General features: G+C 34.9%; 21 protein-coding genes and 1 riboswitch. Of the genes, 7 read left to right on the plus strand and 14 right to left on the minus strand.

The genetic code is table 11. The features are described 5' to 3' along the window. Positions 1 to 103: 103 nt before the first annotated feature. The 9 genes from FEZ13_RS04295 to FEZ13_RS04335 all read right to left on the minus strand — a co-directional run bounded on the left by FEZ13_RS04295 (position 104) and on the right by FEZ13_RS04335 (position 11479). The gene (locus FEZ13_RS04295) at positions 104 to 2344 is read right to left on the minus strand and encodes a S8 family serine peptidase (protein ID WP_186725763.1); all 2241 of its coding nucleotides are present in this window, start codon (positions 2342 to 2344) and stop codon (positions 104 to 106) included. Positions 2345 to 2494: 150 nt separating this feature from the next. Further along, positions 2495 to 3220, minus strand: coding sequence for an ECF transporter S component (locus FEZ13_RS04300; protein WP_255473042.1), 726 nt, complete (start codon positions 3218 to 3220; stop codon positions 2495 to 2497). Beyond that, a complete protein-coding gene (locus FEZ13_RS04305) occupies positions 3184 to 4872 on the minus strand; it encodes an ABC transporter ATP-binding protein (RefSeq protein WP_146551599.1) in 1689 nt (562 codons plus the stop codon). Before FEZ13_RS04305 ends, FEZ13_RS04300 begins: the two co-directional genes overlap by 37 nt. Further along, positions 4845 to 5726, minus strand: a complete 882-nt coding sequence (locus tag FEZ13_RS04310; RefSeq protein ID WP_255473043.1) for an energy-coupling factor transporter transmembrane component T — start codon at positions 5724 to 5726, stop codon at positions 4845 to 4847. Before FEZ13_RS04310 ends, FEZ13_RS04305 begins: the two co-directional genes overlap by 28 nt. A 21-nt stretch (positions 5727 to 5747) precedes the next feature. Further along, a complete protein-coding gene (locus tag FEZ13_RS04315) occupies positions 5748 to 6662 on the minus strand; it encodes a DUF4430 domain-containing protein (RefSeq protein ID WP_186725764.1) in 915 nt (304 codons plus the stop codon). Positions 6663 to 6746: 84 nt separating this feature from the next. After that, positions 6747 to 8582, minus strand: coding sequence for an Ig-like domain-containing protein (locus FEZ13_RS04320; protein WP_186725765.1), 1836 nt, complete (start codon positions 8580 to 8582; stop codon positions 6747 to 6749). 171 nt (positions 8583 to 8753) lie between these two features. Next, positions 8754 to 8936, minus strand: a riboswitch (cobalamin riboswitch). Between the two features lie 144 nt (positions 8937 to 9080). Next, positions 9081 to 9239 (minus strand): transcriptional regulator, encoded by a 159-nt coding sequence (locus FEZ13_RS04325; protein ID WP_146551602.1) that lies wholly within the window; start codon positions 9237 to 9239, stop codon positions 9081 to 9083. A gap of 522 nt (positions 9240 to 9761) precedes the next feature. Further along, complete coding sequence (gene panF / locus FEZ13_RS04330) at positions 9762 to 11210, minus strand: sodium/pantothenate symporter (RefSeq protein ID WP_186725868.1); 1449 nt, start codon at positions 11208 to 11210, stop codon at positions 9762 to 9764. Beyond that, positions 11210 to 11479 (minus strand): YhdT family protein, encoded by a 270-nt coding sequence (locus FEZ13_RS04335; protein ID WP_146548694.1) that lies wholly within the window; start codon positions 11477 to 11479, stop codon positions 11210 to 11212. The genes panF and FEZ13_RS04335 overlap by 1 nt, the downstream gene beginning before the upstream one ends. 650 nt (positions 11480 to 12129) lie before the next feature. On the opposite strand from FEZ13_RS04335, the gene FEZ13_RS04340 reads away from it, so the two are divergent. After that, positions 12130 to 13167, plus strand: a complete 1038-nt coding sequence (locus FEZ13_RS04340; RefSeq protein WP_146551604.1) for a PTS sugar transporter subunit IIC — start codon at positions 12130 to 12132, stop codon at positions 13165 to 13167. A gap of 300 nt (positions 13168 to 13467) precedes the next feature. Here FEZ13_RS04340 and FEZ13_RS04345 read toward each other — a convergent pair whose 3' ends face one another. Next, complete coding sequence (locus FEZ13_RS04345; protein WP_146551605.1) at positions 13468 to 14418, minus strand: tyrosine recombinase XerC; 951 nt, start codon at positions 14416 to 14418, stop codon at positions 13468 to 13470. Between the two features lie 413 nt (positions 14419 to 14831). Further along, positions 14832 to 15665 carry a MerR family transcriptional regulator gene (locus tag FEZ13_RS04350; RefSeq protein WP_146551606.1) on the minus strand — a complete coding sequence of 278 codons (834 nt, stop codon included), beginning with the start codon at positions 15663 to 15665 and terminating at the stop codon, positions 14832 to 14834. A gap of 332 nt (positions 15666 to 15997) precedes the next feature. On the opposite strand from FEZ13_RS04350, the gene FEZ13_RS04355 reads away from it, so the two are divergent. The 5 genes from FEZ13_RS04355 (at position 15998) to FEZ13_RS04375 (ending at position 23089) form a co-directional block, all read left to right on the plus strand. Continuing rightward, complete coding sequence (locus tag FEZ13_RS04355; protein ID WP_255473044.1) at positions 15998 to 17371, plus strand: MATE family efflux transporter; 1374 nt, start codon at positions 15998 to 16000, stop codon at positions 17369 to 17371. Positions 17372 to 18024: 653 nt separating this feature from the next. Then, positions 18025 to 18429 carry a DUF485 domain-containing protein gene (locus tag FEZ13_RS04360; RefSeq protein ID WP_146551607.1) on the plus strand — a complete coding sequence of 135 codons (405 nt, stop codon included), beginning with the start codon at positions 18025 to 18027 and terminating at the stop codon, positions 18427 to 18429. Further along, complete coding sequence (locus tag FEZ13_RS04365) at positions 18426 to 19958, plus strand: solute symporter family protein (protein ID WP_146551608.1); 1533 nt, start codon at positions 18426 to 18428, stop codon at positions 19956 to 19958. The genes FEZ13_RS04360 and FEZ13_RS04365 overlap by 4 nt, the downstream gene beginning before the upstream one ends. Positions 19959 to 20357: 399 nt before the next feature. Next, positions 20358 to 21719 carry an IS4 family transposase gene (locus tag FEZ13_RS04370; protein WP_146551609.1) on the plus strand — a complete coding sequence of 454 codons (1362 nt, stop codon included), beginning with the start codon at positions 20358 to 20360 and terminating at the stop codon, positions 21717 to 21719. A gap of 284 nt (positions 21720 to 22003) precedes the next feature. Beyond that, complete coding sequence (locus FEZ13_RS04375; protein WP_255473045.1) at positions 22004 to 23089, plus strand: AbrB family transcriptional regulator; 1086 nt, start codon at positions 22004 to 22006, stop codon at positions 23087 to 23089. Between the two features lie 185 nt (positions 23090 to 23274). On the opposite strand, the gene FEZ13_RS04380 is transcribed toward FEZ13_RS04375, so the two are convergent. Further along, positions 23275 to 23664, minus strand: coding sequence for an aminotransferase-like domain-containing protein (locus FEZ13_RS04380; RefSeq protein WP_146551610.1), 390 nt, complete (start codon positions 23662 to 23664; stop codon positions 23275 to 23277). 113 nt (positions 23665 to 23777) lie between these two features. Between FEZ13_RS04380 and FEZ13_RS04385 the strand changes: the two genes are divergently transcribed. Continuing rightward, positions 23778 to 24041 carry a hypothetical protein gene (locus tag FEZ13_RS04385; protein WP_146551611.1) on the plus strand — a complete coding sequence of 88 codons (264 nt, stop codon included), beginning with the start codon at positions 23778 to 23780 and terminating at the stop codon, positions 24039 to 24041. A gap of 556 nt (positions 24042 to 24597) precedes the next feature. Here FEZ13_RS04385 and FEZ13_RS04390 read toward each other — a convergent pair. Then, positions 24598 to 25095, minus strand: a complete 498-nt coding sequence (locus FEZ13_RS04390; protein ID WP_146551612.1) for a hypothetical protein — start codon at positions 25093 to 25095, stop codon at positions 24598 to 24600. 97 nt (positions 25096 to 25192) lie between these two features. After that, complete coding sequence (locus FEZ13_RS04395; protein ID WP_146551613.1) at positions 25193 to 26041, minus strand: hypothetical protein; 849 nt, start codon at positions 26039 to 26041, stop codon at positions 25193 to 25195. Positions 26042 to 26309: the final 268 nt, after the last annotated feature.

The raw sequence follows: 26309 nt of genomic DNA on the forward strand, positions 1-26309 counted from the left end.
AAATCATAAAAAATATAATGATCATCATTATTAAAATTTTTCATACCAATCGTTCTATAAATATAAAAAACACCATACGAATTCGCAGGTGTTTCTTATATTGTTATTGTACAACCACTTTCAACGGCTTGCTTTTGATGCCAAGTCGATCTTTTATATAAATTGTTAAAGTTGTATGGTGCGTTTGATTTTTAATATATAGTAAAAAATGACCTTTAGAATCTACTTTGCCAGAAGCTAATAACGTACTGCCACGATAAACAAAAACTTTTGAATCGAGTTCTGCTTCTCCACGTAAGTATTTCGTATTCGTAGTAACTTTCTGAACGATTGGTTGTGCCGCTTTTTTCGATTGTTGAATCGTTATTTGTCTAGCTTTACTTCTATTTCCAACTGAATCCTCAGCAGTAATCGTTAATGTTGTATTGACAGCTTGAAATGGAATGTTTAATTTAAATTTTCCATCTTGATTCGTTCTGCCTTTTGCAATAATCGATTTTGACGCTTTCTTAACAACTATGAAAGTGTTCGGCTTTGCTTTTCCGGATATTGAATGACTGCTAGTTGTGACTGAATAGACAGCAGGTGTTGGAATCGTTTTTGCTGTTGGTGTATGAATCGTTGCGGATATACCATGCGACTTATTGCCTGTTTTATCTATCGTGTTCAACAAAATTTGATAATCGGTATTTGGTTGAAGATGTTTAATCGATAAATAATCTAAATTTGCGGTGTTAATAAGTTTTCCATTTAGATAGACTTCTGTCACATCAAAATCATCATCTACTGGATTTGTCCAAGCTAATGTTGCGGAATCGATCTTTAAATTTGACAGTTTCAGTGAACTGATTTCATTTGGAGGAGTGATATCCTCTTTTGTTTGAAACGTTTGAGTGACTCCCTCTGAACTGTCGCCATTGTTGTTAATGACTTTCAATAATACGTTATAAGATTTTTGCGCATACAGATTCTTCAAAGTATATGATGCTTTGGTTGTATATCTTACTTTTCCATTTATGATTAGTGCAACTTTTTTAAAAGTAGAGTCATTTGGAATCGTATACGTAATCGTTGCACGATGATCTTTTATTTTTGATACCTTTACATTCGCTAGTTCTTTCAGTTTTATAGTTGAAAGCTTCGGCAATTGTGCTAAACCGTATCCATATTTCGTATCTTTCCCTTTTGCCCCTAAGTCTAAAGCGCTAGTCTTTAACTTTTGAATGAGCTCACTAGAAGAACTATATGGATATTTTTCTTTTAATAATGCCATCAAACCTGCTACATGTGGTGCCGCATAAGAGGTTCCTGATGCATAGAAAAATTGACCTTTACTATTAATCGTTGAAATATAATCCCCAGGTGCTGCAAAGTCGATAGCTGTTCCTATGTTCGAAAAATCACTGCATTTTTTATTCTTACCAATGGAACTGACTGCAATCACATTACTATATCTCGCAGGATAGGTTGGAGTAGAGCTACCTTCATTCCCTGCCGAAGCTACAAAAATAATTCCTGCTTTGACAGCCTTATCGATCGCTTTTTTGAGAGAACTGTTGTTTTCATAAATGCTTGATGAAAGATTGATAATATCCATTTTATGTTGAATAGACCAATTGATCGCCTCTATGACTTCGCCTATACTTCCATCTTTTGTTCCATCAGCATATTTTAAGGAATATAGCTGAACTTTTGGTGCAACACCAATGATATCTGAAATTTTAGTGTTGAATGTTTTCCCGCCAATTTGTGCTCCTATCACAGCTGCTACACTTGTTCCGTGTCCTTCGCCATCATGCCCTCTATCCCAAGGATCGGATTCATCAATTGTTTTGGTTTTAGGGTCATCCTTCACAAAAGATACACGTTTGACAACATTCTTTAAATCGGGGATATTATTGACGCCTGTATCAATGACTGCCACTTTGACTCCATTCCCCATGTACCCTTTTTCCCAAAAGGTCGGCGCCTTCACCATATTCATATTCCAATACGAAGTGAGAGATGGCAGTGAGTTTGTCCCAGTAGATGGGGTGGCTTCCAATGTCATCTTTTTTGTACTTTTATCGATAAATTCTATATTTTTATTTTCTTTCAGTTCGGCAAGTTGTTTTTGGCTGATCTCTGCTCTTACCATTCCAACGCTAGATAATACTTTTTCTACTTTTGTGACATGTTGGAAGATAAACTCTTTCCCATCATTATTTTTATAAGAAATCAACATGTCATTTGTAGGTTGTTTTACATCAACATTTGTTGGATAAAGTATCAAGCAAAAGCTTGTTAAACAAAGAATAGAAAGCCATCTTTTTTTGGATAGTTTATGTAATTTCCGATTGGTCACAATTTCGTACTCCATTCCTACGATAATAGCAAAAACTTTTGATTTTTAAAGCTATTTAAACAGCTTTTCTATTCTATTATGCCTTAAAATATAGGAAAAGGCTGCTTATTTATGCCTTCACATAAAAAACAGCCTTTTTTTACTATGAATCTATTCTTCTAGTAGGCCATATTTAATTTTTATCCGTTTTAACTTTTCACCAATTGGCTTTGCTAGAAGGAGTAAGAAGATAATATTAGAGATAGCATATGTAGCGGTATAAGGAATCGCTGTACCCGCAGCGGCGAAGTAACGGCTCCACGTAAATTTACCGTCATATGAAATAACGGTCCAAATATCCATGATAAAAGAATAGAGTATGCCGCTTAGTAGGCCAAAAATGATTAGCCATATTTTGTACTTCATCCAGTCTGTTTTTCCTAAAACACCAGCAATATAACCTAATATTCCCCATGCAAACATTTGAAATGGTGTCCATGGTCCTTGACCAAAGAAAATATTCGATGTAATCGCTGTAGCTGCTCCTGTTAAAAATCCTGCCGCAGGTCCAAATGAAAATCCCGTTATCACAACAATTGCAGTTACAGGTTTAAAGGCAGGAGCCCATACAAATGCTGCACGGCCAGCCACCGCAATGGCAGACATTACAGCAATGATTAAAATTTCTCTTGGCTTTGGCTTTTTATGCTCAAAAGACAGAAAAAAAGGGATGCAAGCAAGGATGACCATAATAAGTGAAAGAATATTATAACGACGATCTTGCCACAAAGTGACACCTAATAATAAACAAAGTGGCGTCAAGATGAGCACGATTATGGATGTAATGATAAATTTTTTCTTCAAGAATGGATCATTCGATTTTGTTGTTGGTTGCATTGTTCAATCACATCCTCACATGTAATAGCATTTGAAAATAAATGGCGAGACATTCGATGAGCAGCAGTTGTGTAAAAATGATTGCCACTGTAAAAAGTTCGTGTCTCATCAGTAGAAACAATTAATCCGTCGAAAAAAAGTGCACAACGATCTGAATGGGATGCAGAAAATTCAATATCATGCGTGACCATAACAATCGCTACTCCTTCTTCTTTTAGTTGCTCTAAAAGAGTTGCTAAAACGGTTTTAGAAGCTGCATCCATTCCCTTTGTCGGTTCATCAAGTAGAAGAATTCGAGGTTTTAATAATAAAACCTTTGCTAGGGCTACCTTTTGCTGTTCTCCCCCGCTTAAATCATATGGATGTCTTTCAAGCAGTGATTCTAAGTTAAGTTTACGAACGATTGTTTGAATCTGAAGATTTTCTTCTTCTTTTGTTAGATTTTGTGTTTCGACAGTTGATTGTAATTCCGATATGACAGATTTTGTGACAAAAAGCGTTTGAGGATTTTGAGGAAGCACTGCCAAACATTGATGATATAACTCATGATTTGAAATTTTTCTTAGCGGTTTTCCATCAATCATTATCTTCCCTCGATAGGCCTTCAGAATACCAGACATTACACCTAAAGCCGTTGTTTTTCCTGTACCATTGCCACCAAGAATACTAATGACTTCTCCCTGATTCACGTCGATTGAAAAACCTCTTAAAACATCTAAACCATCTTTTTCATAACGGAACCAAGCGTTTTTAACACTTAAAACCGTTTTCTTTTCAAAAGATCTATCATATATTTTTTTCGATTGCCATTCCTGTGCCTTAAAGTTGTTGGTTAACCATTGCCGACCATCTCGAATGGTTAATGGTGCATTTGTTTGGCTTTTTAATGCATGGTGAATTCGAAGTGGAGTTGGTAAGCCCCCTAACATGGGATGATGCTGATCTACGTGTTGTAAAGCCTTTGCCACTTCTTTAGGCGTACCATTGCAAATAATAGCTCCTTTATCCATGATAACTACTCTGTCCGCTATGGGATACACTTCTTCTAAACGATGTTCTACTAAAAGAATCGTCAAGCCAAGTTCCTTGTTTAGCTTATGTAAAGTTGCGATAAATTCACTTGCAGCAATCGGATCCAATTGAGAGGTCGGTTCATCTAAAATAAGCAATTTGGGTTGCATCGCCATTATCGCAGCAAGATTCAAGATTTGTTTTTGACCGCCCGATAATTCCATCGTGTTTTTTCGAAACCATGTTTGGATGCCAAAAAAATTGGCCATTTCAGCCACTCTCCGACGAATGGTCATTGTGTCAAATCCTAAGTTTTCTAAACCAAAAGCGAGCTCATGCCAAACTTTATCAGTCACAATTTGATTTTCAGGACTTTGCATAACAAAACCTATTTCTGAAGCAGCAATTTTATCTGAAAGTTCGTTTAGAAGTGTTCCATTATAAAGAACACTACCAGTAGCATCACCATGTGGAGTAATTTCTCGCTTTAAATGTTTTACCAGAGTACTCTTCCCACAACCAGATACTCCACATAACACAACAAATTCCCCTTCTTCTATTGATAGATCGATATGGTGTAAAACGGGCTGTTCCATCTGTGGATAGCTAAAAGTTAGTTGTTGGATATCAATGAACGCCATTTGAATGCCTCCCAAAGCTCAATAATAATTGGTAATGCCAATAGTAAAGTATAAGTTGTATATAATAGTAAAGATATGGGCTGCAACGCTAAATCACTAAATGTTGGGTAAAAATAATAATCCGTATATCCTAAAAAGCTTCCAATAACATTGATTGTTATCAGTATGAACATTATTGTCAGTGTTAGGGCATCTCTTTTTTCAAAAGAAAATAATGAAAATGTAGAGCGTTTCGGTAAACCATATCCTCTAGCCTTCATGGAGTCAGCTGTTTCAATGGCGTTTTCTAGTGCCCAAGTAATTAGAATAGATAGAATGTGAATGCCACATTTGATACGATGCAATAAATTCCCAGAAGTCACATCCATACCGACTGCCCTTTGCGCTTGAGTGATGGCGCCAATTTGTTGTTGGAATCGAGGGACTAGCCGAAGCGTTAACGAAATGATTAAGGCAAAGGCTGGCGAAATTTTACCAAATAAATAAAGAAATTTATCCGAAGTCATTAGCTTATTATAACAGCCAAACCAAAAGATAACGGTACAAATCATAACTGACATGGCAAATCCATAGACAATGGCCTCAATCGTAATAGGATTATCATCGATATATAGAATGATTTTTTCACCATCATGACTAATTAAAGGATTGATCAAGGCTGCAATGACAAACAAAGGAACCATCCATTTTAAAGAGCGGAGAAATGATTTTTGATTGATTTGCAAACTTAAAAGAATGGACATTGCGAGTGAAATGATTAAATAAATTGGATGCATATAAAACATCGTTAATCCTATCACAAAAACAAAATATAAAAAAATCACAATTGGATGATAGTTAGCAAAAGCTTTCAATAATTTTTCCTCCTTCACCCATTACAAACCTATATCTCTGCCATTATCAACCGTATATTGCCAAACGATATGGTCGCCATCTTTAACCTCATAACTTCCACAGCCAATACCTGGATTTTTTCCATTGACGCTATACATCCAGCCAGACAATTTTCCAGCGTCTTTTTCGTATAAATGATTGATGCCTTCTACATAGATACTTCCATATTTTTTAGCAGCACCTTCATATTCAAAATGAATGTGATGCTGTTGTAAGGCACGTAAAGTAATGTCCCAAGCTGAATCGTCCTCATGTTGAATTTCATAGGTGGATGTAGAAAGTATCACACCATTTTTCGGTACATATTTTGCACTTTGTAAGGCTGGCTCTAATCTTTCATAATTTTCTTTTTTCAAAAGTGTGTCAACACGAATGGATATGGTGACATATTTTTTCTTTTCAGTAACAGTTGCTTGCTTTGCTGGATTTTTTTCTTTATGTGTTGTCGTTGATTTCTTTTTCGTTACAGTATTTTTATCTTGTTTTTCTTGTTTAACTACCTTATCCTTTGTTGGTTTTGTTTGTTGCTCTTTGCCTGCAGATTCTTTTTTAGGAGATGATATCGTTTTTTCTTGATTTGAACCATTGTTTTCAACTGTTGATTTTTCTGTTTGTAATGCTGTATCTTGCTGTTTTGAATTTGTCGTTTCCTTCTTAAAATCACTTGTTGTTTCTTTTTTCTGTTCAGTTGAGCTAGCTGATTTTTGTTGCTGCTTTTGTGTTTTCTCCTGTGGATTTTTGTTTTTTTCTGAGCCTTCTACAACCTTCACTTTTCCTTGGTCAAGGGTTGTTCCTTGTTGTTCTTGATCATGTTGTTCAACAGTTTGAACCTTACAACCTGAAAGACATAGTACTGCGATGATAAAAGACAGTACAATAAATTGTATCTTTTTCAAAAAAATACACCTCCTAAACTAGATGGGAATAGGGTGTTAGAAGTAAATTCTAACACCCTATGATTCTATTTACTTTCAATTGTTTTATTTCGATTTAACAATAATCGTCTTGTTAGCACTTTTATTTTTGGCAGCATCTTTGACATAGATGGTTAATTTGGTACCTACTTTTTGTTTTTTAATAGACAATGAGAATTTACCTTTTGAAGATACTGTGCCATATTTAATGATTTTTTTATTTTTCACGACATATACTTTAGATTTTGCTTCTGCCGTACCTGTAATTCTGGTCGATTTTTTCGTCACTTTATGGACTTTCGGTGCTTTTGGCGCTGTTTTGTCTACAACTTTAATCTTGACGATTTTACTTTTATTTTTGGCTGAATCTTGGACATAAACTGTTAGGACTGTTCCTGCCTTTTGTTTTGGGATAGCCAATGAGAATGCGCCTTTTGTAGAAGCAGTCCCAGTTTTGATTACCTTATTATTTTTGATCACATAGACTTTTGCTTTCGCTTCAGCTGTCCCTGTAATTTTTGTCGTGCGATCACTTACTTGACCGATTTTTGATATTTTTGGAGCCGTTTTATCAACTACTTTGGCAGTGATTGATCCACTGTTGTTCTTTCCTAAGTCTGTCGCAACGATTTGAAGGGGAGTCCCTGCTTTTTGCTGTTTGATTTTAACAGAATATTTTCCTGTGAAATTCGATTGAGCTGTCCCAATGATTTTGCTACCATTCTTTACTGTAATTGTGGCATATGGTTCTGTTTTACCTGTGATAGTCGTTGCATTGTCAGCAACTGTAGCAGCAGTTGGTTTTTCAGGTGCCTTCACATCATATTGTAGTTCGTCAGCATTAGCATCTGTTGTCATATTATAAAAGCTATTTTTCCCGTTTACAAAACGGTCATAAGCTTGTAGAGCGCGATTCGCTTGGTCTGATGAGATAACGTTAGGTTCCTTTGCCTTTGGCGCATTTTTGAAGCCACCTGTAATACTATCATATGTTGTAAGCAAGTTGGAAATCGTCCAAGCTCCATTTTCTTTCACAAATCGAACGTCTGTTTTCGGATCCACTTTATTGGCAGTTAAACTAATAATTAGCTGAGATACTGTTTCTGGGCTATCATCACCGTAGTAACCGACAAATCCAGCACGTTCATTGATTTGATTGCCTAAATATGAATAGGCTTTTTCAATCGCCTGTTGAACGGATTCTTGATTAGAATAGTTTGCTAAAGCCGTCACAGCCATAGATGTAGCGTCCTTATCTGCTCCCCATGCTTTATCCCAACCAAATGCGCCATTATTTTCATCTTCATCTGTAAATTGAGAAGCTAATAGCTTGGAAACTAATTGTTCACGGCTTAATGCTTGATACCTCTCGCCCGCTGGTAAATGATATGATTTTGCATCCAATGCATACAGCATATAATAGTTATCCATATCGTAGAGCAGATCTTTTTCTTGCGCTGTTAAATAGGCATCTGCCATCAGTTGAATAAGGTTATAACCGCCAACATTTTCCGCATCTTTTCCGATGGCTGTAACCGCTAAAATTTGTTTTGCATATGCTGATGGTGAATCTGAAATAGCTCCTTGCTTCGTATCTAATTCATTTACAAGAGATTGATAGTATTGTTCATAATAATCTTTTGGGACAATTGGTAGATTAGCTCGTGCCAAATCTGTGACAATATCACAATCGGCGAATGTTGGATTTGGTGTGATGCTTAAAAGAAAAGCGCTTGAAGAAGAAAGGGCATTTTGATAGCTAACATCCTTGCCAACAGTCGTTGTGACAGTTGTATTTTCCTCTGCATGAGCAGTGATGGTAGCAGGTAATTGAGATGCTACCAGTAAACTAGCTAGTGAAATCGGTGCGATCCACTTTTTAAAAGATTTGTTTGAATACATATAAGAGCCTCCATTCTTTTGCATAATTACAGATTGATCTGTCTTGTTAGGATAGAGGCAATTAAATTTCTCCATAAAAAAACTTTACATCAAAATGTAAAGAGTGCTTGGACGTGAAATGTCAATAATCATTATTTGTCATTTCATTGTTCCACACCTCCCCCTCGAAGATCAGAAACGCAGATAAAAGCAGGTTTCCTGGCTTATATGTACATGAATATTCGCACCTTCCCAGCTAAAAGCCAGTGGCATACACGATTTTCAACATATTTACAGTAGCGGGGCTGCATCAGACTTTCACTGATTTCCCTATTATCCTAATACGCATTAGGCACTTTTATCTAAGACTATGTAATTGTTATTGTTTATAGTATTTCATATTCACTAAAACATGTAAATGCTTTTTTTACTTGAACGCCATTTTTTTGTAAACGTTATAAAACCTCTACCAACCAACATTTTGATTAGTAGAGGTTTTATAAGTTACCCGCGGCGACATCAGACATTTTGTTCTTCGCTCCTTTTTGAATGCTCCTTGTAAGCATTGAGTTGTTCTTCTGTTAAATGATTGATAAAAAAGTAAAAGTCTTTCGATTCTAATCCATACTCCTCACAAGCACTACAATATCGTTCATATCCTTCTCGATATATATCCATATATATCTCCTCCTGTTATATAACAAATTTTATTGCTGTTAATAATATATAACAGAAATAGGCGGTTGTCAACAGAATTATCTGAAAAATTAATAATATATATTTATCCTGCATTCAACAGGCAGTAAGATCCTTCATCAAGACAAACGTATATTTTCATAAGCGACCGCCCTATCCTTTGTATATGAAAAAGCATGAAGAAAACAACTGTATAAAGTTTTAATTTATGACCGCTGCCCTAAAACATTTTCAATTCATAAATCAAAAGATTTCGTACATAATGGTGCGCTGTTACTATGTGTGTAAATCAAATTTTTGAAATATGAGTAAAACCCAAACTTCAATTTTTATCAAGAAGTTTGAGTTTTAAGATTTGTTTTATTTGAACATCCTGTTGAACTACATCCAATTGGGCAGAATGAAGACGTTTTTCATAGTTATGTTCATACACGCCCAATATTGTAAAAGTGGTCCCCTTTTTTTCGGATACTGTCTAATCAACCATATCCTCTAATCTACATATTAAATAATATGTTTGAAATCCTTAAATCGATGATGAGTCATTAAACTAATGGTTACATACGCAATAAGAGATAATATGATGGAAGTTGTGACAGTATGCATGCCTAAAAAAGTTGTTTTCCATTTTTCATAAATCAAAATATAACTGATTAAGCCAACAAGCATCGATGAAACGGCTCCATATTTGTTTCCTTTTTTCCAATATAGACCTAATACTACAGGCCAAACAAATACGGATTCCAGACCACCAAATGAGAAAAGATTGAGCCAAACTAATAGATCTGGCGGTTTTAATGCAACAATAATAACAGCTACACCTATTAAAGTAGTGACAAAAAAGCTTAGCTTCTTGATTTCGTCATCATTAGCTTGTGGCTTTATAAAGTTTAGATAAATATCTTTAACAATTGTAGAGCTTACAAGTATTAAGAGCGCATTTACGGTAGACATAATAGCCGCCATTGGTGCCGCTAATACAACACCTGCCAAAAACGGTGGCAGCACTTTTAACGTTAAAAGTGGCATGACTTTATCGCCAATATCCACACCTGGTAATACGGGGCGTGCGAATACCCCTGTTAAGTGCATGCCAAACATCACGGTGCCCAGTGCAATCGTTCCGATAATGATAGCCGAGTGCATGCTTGCCGAATTCTTATAGGACATGGCACGTACTGCGATTTGCGGTAGACCAATCACACCAATACCGATCAAAATCCAAAACGTTGATACATAAAGAGGTGTTAAACTACCATCTGCTCCAAATGGCGATACCAGTTTAGGATTTTCTGCAACAAGATCAGCCATAATATTGGAAACTCCGCCGCCGGCAATAATGGTCCCAATCAGTAAAATAACACTTCCTAAAAACATGACAGAGCCTTGTACAGCATCGGTTAGTGCAACAGCACGAAATCCTCCGACAATTACATACACAAGGACTACTATAGCAAATATAAAAAGTGCAGTTGTATAATGCAATCCGGTCAAAGATTCGATTAACCGTGCACCGCCGATCCATTGCGCAGCCATGGAAGAAAATAAGAAGATGATTATACTTAATGCGGAAACAATAACAACAAAGTTGCTCTGATAACGCTCACGTAGAAAATCGATTAATGTAATAGCTTTATACTTTCTAGCAATAATAGCAAATTTCTTTCCTAATACCATTAATACGTAATATCCTGCTGGAAGTTGAGCCATCGATAGTAAAACCCAACCAAGTCCAGTATTATAAGCTACTCCTGGACCTCCGATAAAACTAGATGCACTGCCATATGTAGCCATCATGGTCATGGCCAGCAGGAATCCTCCCATTTGTCTTCCGCCAAGGAAGTATTCCTGTAAAAATGAATCTGATTGCATGACATGTTTATTTGCCCACATACCAATTAAAAAGATAATCACCAAAAAAAGAATTAGCGGGATGATTACTTGCCAATGTATCATCGTTCATCACCATCCTCTTCCGTATCAAATGATACGTCTTTAAAGAAGAATTTGATGACAATGATGAGCAATATAATCATAAAGATCGTTCCAGCGATACAGCTATAGAAAAACCAAGCTGGAAAGCCAAATACATATGAATATTTTTTCGGATCACCCGAACCGAGCCCATATGCAAAGCCAAACCATATTGCAAAATTGATGATAACTAATGCAATACCAATAAGCGCTTCGCGATGAGCAATTTTATAACGCTTATCGTTCATAATTTCTCTCCCTCAATTCAAATAAAATACCCTTCCTATTTTACTTATATAAGAAGGAAAAGAAAAGGATCAGAAGGGAAAATAATAAAGATCAGCTAATATTTAGAGTCGACTTTATGAAGTACTAATGTGATTAATCGTACCTTACGTTTGAAAGATGAATTTAGTTTACATAATAAAATTATATGCATTTATACGATGTAGAAATATCTAAAGAGGTTAAGAGAATCATTTATGAAAGTTTGCTATGTGAATGGTTTTCTGATTTTATGGATCTATCTGCGTAAATTTACTGTGTTATCTTCCGCCTTGTTGTCATGTTATGTGTACAAAAATATCATTCCTTCTCAAGGCAGAAAATATTGAATAGAATGTATTTCTTCATACAACCATCTATTAGAAATATCACAAAATTAGCTTACATTATCAAGTTATTTGTCTCTTATCATGTGCAAAAAGTATAAAATGATTTGAATTGTCAGAAAAAATATATCATCATTTTTTGTATATTTTTGTCGATAAAGCGCACATTATCTCGTTTAAGTGATTTGCCTACAATTTTTAGAATATTCCCTATTGACTGTAACATTATATGTTATATAATTTAGAACATTACTTTATTTTACTCAATTGATTGGAGATTGATATTTATGAAAGACTTTTTCAACAAACTACTAATTGGCATGAGTATGGGAATTATCGTAGCTCTCATTCCAAATGCATTAGTTGGAGAAATCTTAAAACTGATTATTCCGTATGTTCCGTTTTTCCAATATATCTTAGATATTTCCGTTTTGGCCATGAGCCTTCTCCCTGTTATCACAGGGGTAATGATTGGTTTAACATTTAAATTAACGCCTATCCAAACGGCAAGTGTTGGTTTAGCAGCAATGGTTGGTAGTGGCGTTTGGAAAATGGGTGACGGCGGTGCCATCACTATGCAAGGAATCGGTGTTGTTATTAATACTGGTATAACAGCAGCAATAGCTGTTTTATTTGTACAATTTATCGGCGATCGTTTTAAGGATTATACCATTTTATTGATGCCTGCTTTATCTCTATTTATCCCTGGTGGAATCGGCTTATTTACACTTCCTTATGTTCGAACTGGTGCTGGTTATGTAGGAGTTGCCATTGATAATGTGACAAACTTGCAACCAATATTAATGGGAGCTATTATCGCAGTTATCTTTAGTATTTTGATTCTTTCACCTCTATCCACGATTGGTGTTGCAACCGTTATCATGTTATCCGGCATTGGTGCAGGTACTGCAAACTTAGGGGTTGTTGCCTCAGGTGTTGGTATGTGTATCGCAAGTTATAGAGCTAACAATTTTGGTACTGCTTTAGCTCATGTTATGGGATCGCCTAAAATCCAAATGCGTAACTTCTTTATGAAACCAAGAATTGCGTTTCCAATGATTATTACAGCTGCGATTTTAGGTGCTCTAGGCGGTATGCTAAATATTACAGGTACCCCCTACAGTGCAGGGTTTGGTCTTGCAGGTTTAATTGGACCATTAAACTATATCAATCTAGCTGATGGTGGTTGGAATTTGCATAATACAATGATTATGTTAGTCATGTTCTTTGTCTTACCAATTATTTTAAACACAGCATTACTTCGCTTATTTGAACGCAAATTAAAAATGATTAAAGCTGAAGATTACTCCGTTAATTATCAATGATTCAATGACATTGATTTAAACATGAGATTATTCATAAAATATATTTACACAAAGCGCACAGTTGCCTGTTTGAATGACAACTGTGCGCTTATTTTGTTTCATTTTCATTATCTATGAGAACATGCTGCTTTATTCTTGATATGCAAATTTTTAAAACAGCTTGAATCGCTAAAGTAGTCTGGAATCTTTTAGAAACAAAAGTTCCCGCTTTGTTTCATGCGAGATATTTAAAATCATTACCATCAAATTTGCTTTTTAATGAAAGTCGTTATTAGTTTACATAATAATAATATTTTAAACTTAAACATTAAAAGGATTATTTTCGATTACTTGTTGAATTTCTTTGTCCTCAACATGCGTATAGATTTGTGTTGTGGATACATTGGAATGACCAAGTATTTGTTGAAGACTTCTAATATCAGCCCCACTTTTGTACATCATTGTTGCGGAAGTATGTCTCAGTTTATGAGGTGTCAGTTTTTTCTTATTCAGACCAGATGTGCAGTTAATCTGCTTCACGATTTTAGCAACGCGTTGTCGAGTTAGTCTAGTCCCTTTTTGTGATAAAAACAACGCTGGATTTTGATCTGCTTCTTTTATATGGCTTCTTTCATGTGTCAAATAGTTTGCTAAAGCGGATGTGCACGCGTTATTAAGGTACACGGTACGCTCTTTATCCCCTTTTCCCGTTACAGTTAAAAAATTTTCTTGAATCGAATCCAAATTTAAATGACAAAGTTCACTGACGCGGATTCCTAAATTCAAAAAGAACATCATCATGCAATAATCCCTGTAATGATGTGTTTTGGATTGAATTCCTTTCAAAAACACTTTTGCTTCCTCAAAACTCAAATAGATGGGTTGACGTTTACTGATTTTTGGTGTTTCAAGATCTTCCGCAGGGTTTTCTTCTATTAAGTGGCGTTTTGATTTCAAATATTTAAAAAATGATTTTAATGTTGCCACCTTGCGAGCTCTTGTAGAAGCAGAGTTATGTCGATTTTCTTCGCAATACTCCAGAAATAGATACATATCCTCCAAAGCGATCGTTTTGAAAAAGGCAACATCCAATTGACTGATATCTATTTCTTCTATTTTTTCAAGTTCCAATTGCTGCTCAACTGCTAGTAAAAATTTCAAAAATAATGTTAAATCATACTCATATTCATCGCGTGTTCGTTTTGATTTTCCCTTGATGGCGGTGAGATAAATAAGAAAATCGCGAAGAATTTTTGGCTTTTGCTGACTCATATGTATGTATCCCTCTCTCATATATGATCGACTTTTTCAAACGTATCATTTTATCTATTAAAATTGGCATCATCAATAGGGGCTTTCATTTCAAATTGCCACTTTTGCAGTTGAATTATCTATTTTTGATCTTCATGTCTATTATTTTAACATAAAAAAGGTTCCCAAATTCATATTTGGGAACCTTTTTATTTTTTAGAGAGCTATTAGATGATTGACATGGTAAATTCTTCGCTAGAAAAGATCCAATTCATTATAATCAATCTCCGCCGTTCTATATTAAAATTGCTTTTATCCCACCCTAATTCAAATAAACCTATAAAAAAGTTGATACAGATGGAATTCTAAAAATAGCAGAAAATATTTGAATTGAATAGAAATATATTGTTTTAAGGAGAATAAAAACAAGCTAGTTATCCATTTTCATCCTCCACTTGTATCATCATTTTGGTCACGTAGTTTTCTTCTCTGTTGACCGAAATTTCATCTAAGATATATTCTTCGTATGCGTACCCTTTCAGTTTTAAATGATGTTGTTCCATAAACTTAAAAATTTTAAAGTAGGATGATGCCATTTGCTTATCATCCCCCTTGTGATACCCAACTACATATTTTCCAGCAGGTTTTATAATCGTAGAAGCTTCAAGAAAATGTTGAGGCATCATTGTGTATAAATAACTATAATTTTCAAATTGGTGCTGGAGTAATTCTTCTTTTGCAAGCATTGCCCCAATTGGATGGCCTATATATAATTCATAGCTATTGCAAAGATTTATAAAGTCGGTAACGGCATTTAAATATTCTTTATCTGAAGCATCTAAAATAGAATGGCTAATAAACAATACGCTTTCATCCATTTCTTCAATTCTTATATCCTCAATATCTATATGCAACGCTTGTTGAATATTAGCTATTTTCGTTTCGACAATTGTTTTTGTATGATTCAATTTACGTATTTTATGATCGATTTGAGTTAATTGATGCTGCAGAAGTTGAATTGCTTCTTCTGGTGTTTTATTTGTTAAAAAGTCTCGAATTTCTTTTAATGGCATATTTAGATCTTTTAACAATTCGATCACGATGAAAATTTCATATTGTTGATACGAATAATAGCGATACCCATTTTCTAATTTGACCTCAGGCTTGAGCAACCCGATATCGTCATAATGAAATAATGTTTGCTTTTTAACATGGCATATTTTTGCGAATTCCCCAGTTGTAAAGTATTTATGCGAAATTTCATTCATTTTGTTCACCTCAAAGAAACTTTTTATCCCGCATTAACGGGCAGTAATACTCCCACCTCAAAATTCAATGAAAGGAAAGAAGTTAGGTGGGAGATAAACTGCCCGTAAAAGCCCGATTGGTTTGGGCCAACAAGATGTTGGTCACTCAGGTGTTGCCACAGGACGTGGCGCTTTTAACCTGAGTTCCTCTATTCAGTGGGGGATGAAGAAAACCTCCACTGATTAAAGTTTCACTTTATATCCTAGTTGACTATATGGTTACCGTATACTATAGAATAATGGAAGACTTACTGTTTAATGAAAGGGCGTGTTGCTCCGATTTGGAGAATATGATGACTGAAACAACTACAAAATTGCAGGAAACGCCAATCCATCAATTATTTTTATCGTATTTATTTCCATCATTATTAGGCATGGTTTTAATGTCTGTCAATATTTTAGTAGATGGAATTTTTGTTAGTAATGGTGTCGGGACCTTAGCACTTGCTGGCGTCAATATAGCTGTCCCTATCTTTTCTATTTTACTTTCCATTTCTTTATGGATTGGTATGGGAGGTGCAACACTCTACTCGATTGAAATGGGTAAAGGCAATATTACTAGGGCTAGATCTATTTTCACACAAAGTGTGATAATGACCATTTCCATTGTTGGCGTGTTAGTGATTATTTGCCTATGGAAGCAGGAACAGATTGCTTATTTATTCGGCGCCAGTTCCAAAGTATTGCCATATGTTGAAGATTATTTGCATGTCATTTTACTTTTTGGTCTTGTCTATGTATTAGAAAATATCTTCAGTATTTTTGTACGAAATGATGGTAGTCCCAAGTTAGCTATGGTGGGCTTGATCTTGACCTCAGTGCTGAATATTATCCTCAATTATCTCTTTATTTTTCAAATGCATATGGGGATTAAGGGAGCGGCTTATGCAACTGCCCTTTCAACTGTCGCTGGATTGTTCGTACTTGTATCACACTTTTTCACTCAGAAAAATAATTTAAAATTTATTCATTTTTATTTTGATGTAAAAACATGCTTAGAAATACTGAAAATAGGTTCACCAAGCTTTATAACAGAAGGTTCGGCAGCAATTGCGGTAGTTGGTTTTAACATTGCGTTTAGCCATTTTGTTGGAGAAATTGGTGTTACTTCTTATGCCATTGTAAACTATTTACATGCTGTGTTTATCATGATTTTCATTGGCATCGGCTCAGCCGTTCAACCAATCGTTAGTTTTAATTATGGTGCTCAATTGAATGAACGGTTGAAAAAAGTATTGCAACTAGGCATCAAAACAGGCCTCATTTTCGGTCTAGTCGTTTTCTTGATGGGTTGGTTATTAAAGGAACAACTCATTTCCCTTTTTGCTGTAACAGATCCATCTGTGATCGATTATACAAAAGAAGGGATTGACTTGTTTTTTATCGGCTATTTATTTTTAAGTTATAATTTGATACAAGCAGAGTTTTATCAATCCATTAAGAAAATACGATTGTCCATGATCATTATTGTGATGCGTAGTTTCCTATTCTTTTTACCATTATTATATTTTTTACCATTAGTGTTGAATAGTAACTATATTTGGCTGGCTTTCCCGATAGCAGAAGGGGCAACATCACTGGTTATTATACTCTTTAAATGGTTAGAAAAAACGTGGCATACAACGGAAGATGCCACGATTGAAAAAGATCATTCTGTCGTAAGATAAAGTGGAACTCCATCAGTTGGGGTTTTCTTCATCCCCCACTGAAATAAAGGAACTCAGGTTAAAGGCGCCACGTCCTGTGGCAACACCTCAGGGACCAACATCTTGTCGGCCCGAACCAATTGGACTTTTACGGGCACTTCATCCCACATGTATCTTTCTCGTTTCTTTCTAAATCTTGAGATGGGGGTCTTACTGCCCGTTAAAGCTGGATAAGGGGAGTCTATTAATTTTATACAACGCAATAGGCTTCCAAAATGTTGCCATTTAGGAGCAATTTATACTTATAAAGTGACACTTTCCACTCCCACTGAAATAAAGGAACTCAGGTTAAAGGCCCCACGTCCTGTGGCAACACCTCAGGGACCAACATCTTGTTGGCCCGAATCAATCGGGTACATCCGGCAATTGTTCTCTCTCCTGCCTTCTTAATTTTGGATACATATTATTGCCCGTTCATGCGGGATAAAAATCCACTATTCGATTGAATCTTGAATAGTGGATTTTTACTTAAAGAAGAAAATAATATTCATTAAATAGAAAAATAATTATTTTTTGTTCAAAAAATGTTGCTATTTTTGTCAAATTTGAATATGATTATTTTAAGAGTTTGAAAGCACTTTCAAACTCACCAATTAGGCAAAGGGGGATTTTATATGAATTCAGATCTTTCAAGTACTGTAGAAGAAAATCAAACAGCTGTTCGCGATCATGCACTAAATCAGTTTTCTAAGGGGAGGAAAGCTGATTTTACTGCAGAAGAGTATGTTAATATTTCTGAAAGTTCAGAATTTAATACGTTGGTAAAAAAGAAAAGTGGATTTATTGTACCAGTGGCTATTTTGTTTTTAGCATTATATATTCTACTTCCCATCTTCACCTCTTTTACTTCCATTTTAGATGGTAAAGCTTTTGGTGATATTACATGGGTATGGATCTACTCATTAGGTCTTTTTATCATGACATGGTTTTTATGTATGACTTATGTTAGAAAAGCGGCATCATTTGATGAAAATGCACAGCAAATAATCGACAAGGCTAAGGATGGTGGATATGAATGAGTACAGTTGGCGTATTTTTCTTTGTTGCAATTGTAGCTTTAACGTTAATCGTGACATATATTGCTTCAAAACGTACAAATTCTGCAAGTGAGTTTTATACGGCAGGTGGTGGTTTAACTGGTTGGCAAAACGGCATCGCCATTGCGGGCGACTATTTATCAGCTGCCTCCTTCTTAGGGATCGCTGGTGCCATTGCATTATTTGGATTTGATGGTTTCTTCTATAGTATTGGCTATTTAGTCGCTTATTTAGTTGTTCTATATATTGTAGCAGAACCATTGCGAAATCTTGGACGTTACACTTTAGCGGATATGATCACAGCACGGTTTGATCAGAAAAAAGTTCGTGGGACTGCAGCAGTTAGCTCGATTGTGATTGTATTATTTTATATGATTGCACAATTAGTTGGTGCAGGTGCACTTATTCAATTATTATTAGGTATTCCCTATTGGGTAGCCGTTTTAATCGTTGGTGTGATGATGACGATTTACGTTCTTTGGGGAGGTATGGCTGCAACAAGCTGGGTACAAATTATTAAAGCTATCTTATTAATGATCGGGACTGTTATTATTTCTTTCCTTGTCCTTTTAAAATTTAATTTCAATATTTTAGAAATGTTCACATCTGTCAAAACAGCTACTTCACATGGAGAAGCATACTTAAATGCAGGTGTAAAATACACGAATGGTTGGGATACAGTATCAATGATGATTGCATTAGTACTTGGGACTGCTGGACTTCCCCATATTTTAATGCGCTTCTTTACTGTGAAAGATGCAAAAACGGCTCGTAGCTCAGTTGTTACAGCAACTTGGATTGTTGGTATCTTCTATATTTTAACGATTTTCTTAGGCTTTGGTGCCGCTAAATTTGTGGGAGCTGAAAAAATCGTTGCCGCTAATGCTGCTGGAAACATGGCTGCCCCTCTGCTTGCAGAAGCATTGGGTGGAGATTTCCTTATGTCATTTGTATGTGCCGTTGCCTTTGCGACGATTCTTGCGGTAGTAGCGGGACTTGTGTTATCAGGCGCTTCAGCATTTGCTCATGATATCTATGGTCAGATTATTAAAAAAGGAAATGTTACTGAGAAGCAACAAATGAAAGCAGCTCGTTGGGCATCACTTGGTGTAGCCATATTTTCAATTATTTTAGCGTTGGGGGCTCAAACTTTAAATGTAGCTTTCCTCGTTTCACTTGCATTTTGTATTGCTGCAAGTGCGAATTTGCCAGTCATTATTTATACCATCTACTATAAAAAATTCAATACGACAGGTGCAGTAGCTGCAATGGCAACAGGCTTGATCACTGCGGTAGTTCTTGTCATTTTAAGTCCGAATATTTGGAGCCCAGAAGGTACTGCTATCCTAACAGGTACGCCATTGTTCCCATTGACCAATCCAGCGATTATTTCTGTACCACTTGGATTTTTAGCAGGATGGATCGGTTCATTAGTTGGGGAAAAAGCAGATGCGAAGAAATATGCCGAAGTGAGAGTAAAGGCAACAATCGGATTGAAGAATAATTTATAAAGTGGTTTTAGCGAATTTGCTCATTCTATTTCAAGAATGAGCAAATTTTTTATGTAATCCACAATTTTGTCTCAAATCGTGTGAAAGGCTGTAGGACAAGTGCTGAGATATACAAGCCCCATCTTTTCAACTAACATACAATAATAAATGAAGAAACTTGTTGATTTGAAATAGTTGTACTGTTTATAAAAAAGATGTACTGAAATTAATTTATGGATATCACGAATAAGTAACTCAAACTTCGCACCTAAAAAATCTAGTACATCTATAGTGTCTGTAAGCTCTGTTTGAATATAAATATGTTCCTTGACAAAATGCTAAATCATATAAAAAAACCCCTCATTCTTTGGTATAGTGAGATTGTCTAGAAATCACTACCACAGAAGAGGTGTCCCTTATATGATAGAGCAAAATGACCAAAACAATCAACTACCAAAAGAATTAAAATCAATTTTTGATGAATTCGAGATTCTCAAACATTTACGGAATGCGGGGATCAAGAAGCGATTTGGCTTTTCTTGTTCCTATTTATTTCAAGTGATCTTTTGCTTAATTTTTCATCACAAGAAGTGGTTTACTCTGCTTAGTTCAAAGAAAGGTGATCGTTATCCCGCAAAAGATGCTGTATACCGATTTTTAAATCATTCTAAGTTTGCTTGGCGTCGATTCTTAACGTTGTTAAGTGCTAACACGATTAGAAAGGTTGATGCGTTAACGAATCTAGAGCGTCCGAAAGTACTGATTGTTGATGATTCCATGTTTGACCGCAATCGTAGTAAGAAAGTGGAACTTCTAGCTCGCTGCTCGGATCATTCTTCTTTGACAAAACGCTTTTATAAAGGGTTTCGTATGCTTACGCTCGGCTGGTCCGACGGTTATACGTTTATGCCTGTCGATTTTGCTTTACTTAGCTCTATTAAATCCCAAATTAATGGTATTTCAGCAGAGATAGATAAACGTTGTCTAGGTTATAAACGTCGTTTGGAGGCGTTACAATCCGCACCTGAGATTATTCCAGCCATGATTAAAAGAGCTATAGAGGCAGGAGTAACAGCCCATCATGTATTAATGGATTCTTGGTTCACCCATGAGCCTCTTATTCAATCCATAGTTGATTTAGGTCTTGATGTGATTGGAATGGTCAAACCAACGAATCAACGCTACATCGTGAAGCATCAACGTGTCTCTTTAAAAGAACTCTATCGCCTTGCCATTCCTGTACAAGGAAAAAAGGGGATTTTACGCTCCATCCATACAACTACAGCACACGGGATTCCGATTAAGGTAGTGTTTGTTCAAAATCGAAATAAAAAAAGGGACTGGTTAGCGATTCTAAGCACAGACTGCACATTATCCGAGCAGGAAATCATTCGTATTTACGGAATGCGCTGGGATATTGAAGTGTTCTTTAAAGCAACGAAATCACTATTACGCCTTCAAAAGGAATTTCAAGGACTTTCTTATGATTTACTGATAAGCCATACAACAATTGTATTTACACGGTACATTGTTTTGTCCTGGCAAAATCGTTGTCACACAGACCAACGTACTCTCGGCGGTCTATTTTATGAACTTTGTGATGAGGTAAATGATCTTGATTGGGCTGTCGCTTTACAGCAGTTAATCGAGCTTCTTGAAGATGCCTTAAAAAAGACAAATAAGAAAATACAAAAACTAATCAAAAATCAACTACAGCTTTGGGTGGACGGTCTTCCCAGCTACATCAAGGCTTATTTGCCGATTTCACTCTGCGAAGTTTGAGTAAGTAATATTAAAATAATCAAACTTTTTTATAAAAATTTCGTACTTAGTTAAAAAGAGAAACTCTATTTTGATCAATCTTTTTTCAAAATGGAGTTTTACGTTTGCTTTTAAATAAGGATCAAAACACTTTAATCAACCTTTATTACCAAGCTATAAAACTCTCCCCTGTGTGAAGTTTCACTTGAAAACATCTCATCCATTCTTCTAATTTTTTTGCAAATCCTTTTCTTTCTATTCACGAATCTGTCATAATATAAGTGTAATATAGAAAGGATATAGTGATGAATAAAAGTAATATAAAAATGATAGCAAGAACTGCGCTTGTTGGTTTAGTTGGAGCCATTCTTTTTAAACTAATTCATATACCGGTTCCCTATTTACTTGGACCAATGATAGCCATCTTACTTGCAAATCGAATTTTCCATTTTGACATGTATTGGCCAAAACAAATCCAATCTGCAGGATTAATCGTTATTGGTTATTCTCTTGGTATTGCATTTAATGAAGAGGTCTTAAAAGCTATGCTTCTAGATATACCTATGATGCTATTAGTGACGACCTTTTTATGTGCCTTCAGCGGTTTTTTTGCTTTTCTTGTTTCCAAATACGGGAAAATCGATTATCCGACTGCTTTAACAAGTAGCGTACCAGGTGGATTAACACAAATTATAGCATTTGCTCAAGATATGAAAGGAGTCAACTTATCGACAGTTACTTTCTTTCACACAATCCGTGTCATTATGATCGTTATATTAGTTCCATTTATTGTACACTTGCCATTCTTACAACCAAGCAGCAAGGCAAAGTCAACTGATATGCATACGGTTTTAGGAACGCTCAGTTGGTCTCATTTTCTTATTTATATGGTATTATGTACAATCGCTGCCCTTATAGGCAGAAAAATAAAGCTGCCAGCTGCTTATTTACTTGGTCCGTTGATCATCACCGTTTTGTGTAATCTGACTTTCATACGCGCCTCTTCAATGCCGCCGGGATTATTAAATATAAGTCAGTTTGTTGTTGGGATACATATTGGTCTACTTCTTCATCCAGAATCATTGAAGAATAAAAAACAACAACTTTTCTTTGCTTTTTTAAGTAGTATCATCTTGATTTTGATTGCCTTTGTTTTGAGTATTGTCATTATGAAGTATTTGGAACATACCTCTATTATTACAGGCTTTTTAAGCTTGGCACCTGGTGGGATGGATCAAATGGGCATTATCGGTCATGAAGTTCATGCGGATGTAGCAACGATTACGATTTACCAGTTATTTAGAATTCTCTATATCTACATTTTGATCCCGCCTTTACTAACCATTGTGAATAAACGATTTCATAGAGAAACTGATGATGATAAAGATTAAAACTATAACAACTCAGATGATATGTTTGGATACAGCTTTAAGTAAAAAGAGAGAGATAAAAGGGATACGGTCCCATTTTATCTCTCTTTTATTGTACGATAACAGGCGTGTAAATCAGCGAATACCTAATATTTTTATGTGTATAATTGGATAATCAACATGCCTAGTATGATGATAAAAGTGTACTAAAAACAATTTTTCAATTTAGTAATCCTTTCTACGATATCTTTGCTATTGACACCACCGAACCCAAGTATAATATAAGACACCTCGTCAGGATTTAACCAATGTTTTTTTGGGGAATATACTTTAACGCCAACTTTCATAGCACGTTCGATTAATGTATCTGCGTTCGTGTTTTTTAATTTCAATAAAATATGCAATCCACCCTGTTGACCTACTATTTCCACTTTATCTTCCAATTGTTCCTTGATTGTTTGAACCAGTATTTGCTGTTTCTTTTGATAGGTTATTTTCATCCTGCGTACATGCTTTTCGAAATATCCTTTCCTCATAAAAATAGCGATCGCTCTTTGCAAACGAGGAGAACAATTTTGAGTTTGTTGCTGTAGCATCACCTCTGCAGCCTCAACAAGAGAATCAGGCAGAATGATATAAAACAGCATCGAACAGCTGGAAGTAAATTTTTTGAAAACGTTCCCATACCGATTCCGCTTATCTGAGTATTATGCTGTTTGGAAAGATTCAAATCGTCAATGATTTAAAAGAAGCAACAACTGTTATGCAAGCACTGCTGGATAAGTATGTAGCAGGTTATTTCAGTACACCATTGGCTTCCCAACATGTGGCACGCTATCAATCTTCGCTTGGAAGTAAAACATGTATATGTAAGCTAACCTCCACAGATATAACAGCAAAAGAAAATATGACATTGGAAGATCAATTGTACTATAAAGGAAGAAATGTTGTTACAGATACTTCGGTTGACTAGATTTTGATTTAAATATAGTCATACGATTTTCCAAATATATTTTTTATCGATGACAAGCATTTATGAAACAATATAAAAACCTCTCTAAGTTAGACTTTATTTATGCAACTTAAGGGGGCCATATTAATGAGTTTTTTATCAAGATGTAATAACTATAGGTGCATGTTTTACGGGTATTTAAGAAAGGTCGAAGTTTGAGTTTTTAAATTTCCACTTCTATATATTAAATAAAGTGAAACTCCATCAGTGTGGCTTTTCTTCATCCTCACTGAAATAGAGGAACGGAAGTGAAAAGCGCTAGTGACCAACATCCTGTTGGCCCGAACCAATCGGACTTTTATGGTCAGTTGATGATCCCCCATCTATCTTTCTCGTTTCTCTCTATATCTTAAGATTGTGGTCTTCCTGCCCGTTAAAGCGGGATAAAGTAAATCGGTTTGATCCGTTATTTTTTAATGAAAATTTGAAACAATGTCCTTCAATCATCAAAATATTTGCAACCTTAAGAATATGCTTAGCTAAAATTAATAAATCCACCATATTTTCTAAAAAAAGATTATTTTGAAAATTTTATATTATCTCCAAATGTATATGTTTTAGTCTCTAATTGATCGTTTTTATTTTTCCAAGTAATTTTATATTTAGCTGACTTTAGTTTTTTTTCAATTTCTTCATCAGGAAGATTTTCTGTATATAAAACCATTTTATAATTATAGATAAATTTATCGTCTTCTGTTGAACCACTTCCAAACCAATAGTTGTCTCCAAAAACACTTTTCCAATTATCATTCAAACTGATTTTTGGATTTTTTAATGTTTTGAAATTAGAAATATTTATTTTAATTTCAACTTTTTTGAAATTTTCTTTTGTAGGATTTGTTAAATCATTTAATCCTCCTAAATTTGAGAACTCTTTATCGGTTAAAGAAGATACTTCTGAATTTGATTGTACAATGGGAGAAATTTGTTTTTCTTCTTTTGGCGTTTCTGTGCATCCAAATAGAGCAAATATTAATAACAAAAATGAAAAATAGAAAAATTGACGTTTTTTCACAATAGTTAATCTCCTTTTAAATAAAGTAAAAAGCAAAAGGCTTTTTGTGAAGCCCTTTACTTTTCATATTCTATATAAATTTGATAAAAATATATTATCACCAACTTAGCGTATTGTCGTCCCATAATGTCCATTTAGATTCCTTAGTTTTTGCTAACAAATTAAAAGTGAAGCCACCTACTTTTCCTGTTTTTTGGAATTCAAAATTTGCTTCTCCACTGATTGTTACATCAGTTTTTGCATATGAATGAGTATATTTTGTTCCATAATCAAGTTTTGAACCACTTTTTTTAGTTACGTAAACCACTGCATAAGAATCTAGCGCTATATAAGTTTTATCTTGTGAATTAAACAAGTAGATACCAGATCCCCTTTTACTGCCATCTCTAGCTGTTGTAGGATTTTTTGTCGAGCTAGATACATTATAGCCGTAATAACTTGCTTTATCTGGATCCCATTCAATCGAAACTAAATCGTAACTTGCAGGGCGTCCTTCTGAAAGTGAACTTGACCAAGAACTGTTTATTCTCCAAAAACTATCGCCTACACGCTTAGTAGAATATGCTGTAAGTGTCAATTCATTTGCTTCTATTGTAAGTGGTGCAAATTCTGATATTTTTTTAAAAGTTGGCTCGTATTCTACATCAACTAATTCTAGTTTTTCTTTTAATGTTTGGTAATCCTTTGAATTTTTTATTGTTAATTCATGCATCAAATTGTCAAAATCATCATTTGTTAATTCATTTATTTCATCAGTTAATTTATCTGAATTATCTTCAATTTGTTCAAAAGTTAAATCTGAAATTTCATTCGATAGAGTGACTACATTATCTTGCTGGTATTGAGTAGTCTGAACGTTGGTATTTTCCTCTGCTGTGGCAACATTAGTAGTAGAAAAAGCTGAGAAAACCAATAAAATAATTATAAATAATTTACTTTTTTTCAAAACAACCCCTCCTAATAATAGTTTTTTGCAACAAATAAGACGGCTTTAAAATTATTAAAAATTTTCAAAAAATAAAGTAATGACTAAAATTTAATAATATAATTTAACTCCCTCCTAAAATTTATTATTATATCATTTACATTAATATAATTGATAATTATACATTATATATATTAATATGTAAAATTTAAATATATTAACATTTAAGGATATTTATATAGATCTATATTGAGTATTAGATATATATAAGTTTATTTTTTGTTCTACG

The organism is Rummeliibacillus sp. SL167 (genome assembly GCF_007896505.1).
Classification (GTDB): domain Bacteria; phylum Bacillota; class Bacilli; order Bacillales_A; family Planococcaceae; genus Rummeliibacillus; species Rummeliibacillus suwonensis.

What these genes read in the sequence shown, in the direction of transcription:
- FEZ13_RS04300 (WP_255473042.1), bottom strand. Translation starts at nt 3,220, where the DNA reads ATGCAACCAACAACAAAATCGAATGATCCATTCTTGAAGAAAAAATTT.
- FEZ13_RS04305 (WP_146551599.1), bottom strand. Translation starts at nt 4,872, where the DNA reads ATGGCGTTCATTGATATCCAACAACTAACTTTTAGCTATCCACAGATG.
- FEZ13_RS04320 (WP_186725765.1), bottom strand. Translation starts at nt 8,582, where the DNA reads ATGTATTCAAACAAATCTTTTAAAAAGTGGATCGCACCGATTTCACTA.
- FEZ13_RS04325 (WP_146551602.1), bottom strand. Translation starts at nt 9,239, where the DNA reads ATGGATATATATCGAGAAGGATATGAACGATATTGTAGTGCTTGTGAG.
- FEZ13_RS04335 (WP_146548694.1), bottom strand. Translation starts at nt 11,479, where the DNA reads ATGAACGATAAGCGTTATAAAATTGCTCATCGCGAAGCGCTTATTGGT.
- FEZ13_RS04340 (WP_146551604.1), top strand. Translation starts at nt 12,130, where the DNA reads ATGAAAGACTTTTTCAACAAACTACTAATTGGCATGAGTATGGGAATT.
- FEZ13_RS04345 (WP_146551605.1), bottom strand. Translation starts at nt 14,418, where the DNA reads ATGAGTCAGCAAAAGCCAAAAATTCTTCGCGATTTTCTTATTTATCTC.
- FEZ13_RS04350 (WP_146551606.1), bottom strand. Translation starts at nt 15,665, where the DNA reads ATGAATGAAATTTCGCATAAATACTTTACAACTGGGGAATTCGCAAAA.
- FEZ13_RS04355 (WP_255473044.1), top strand. Translation starts at nt 15,998, where the DNA reads ATGACTGAAACAACTACAAAATTGCAGGAAACGCCAATCCATCAATTA.
- FEZ13_RS04360 (WP_146551607.1), top strand. Translation starts at nt 18,025, where the DNA reads ATGAATTCAGATCTTTCAAGTACTGTAGAAGAAAATCAAACAGCTGTT.
- FEZ13_RS04365 (WP_146551608.1), top strand. Translation starts at nt 18,426, where the DNA reads ATGAGTACAGTTGGCGTATTTTTCTTTGTTGCAATTGTAGCTTTAACG.
- FEZ13_RS04370 (WP_146551609.1), top strand. Translation starts at nt 20,358, where the DNA reads ATGATAGAGCAAAATGACCAAAACAATCAACTACCAAAAGAATTAAAA.
- FEZ13_RS04375 (WP_255473045.1), top strand. Translation starts at nt 22,004, where the DNA reads ATGAATAAAAGTAATATAAAAATGATAGCAAGAACTGCGCTTGTTGGT.
- FEZ13_RS04380 (WP_146551610.1), bottom strand. Translation starts at nt 23,664, where the DNA reads ATGCTACAGCAACAAACTCAAAATTGTTCTCCTCGTTTGCAAAGAGCG.
- FEZ13_RS04385 (WP_146551611.1), top strand. Translation starts at nt 23,778, where the DNA reads ATGCTGTTTGGAAAGATTCAAATCGTCAATGATTTAAAAGAAGCAACA.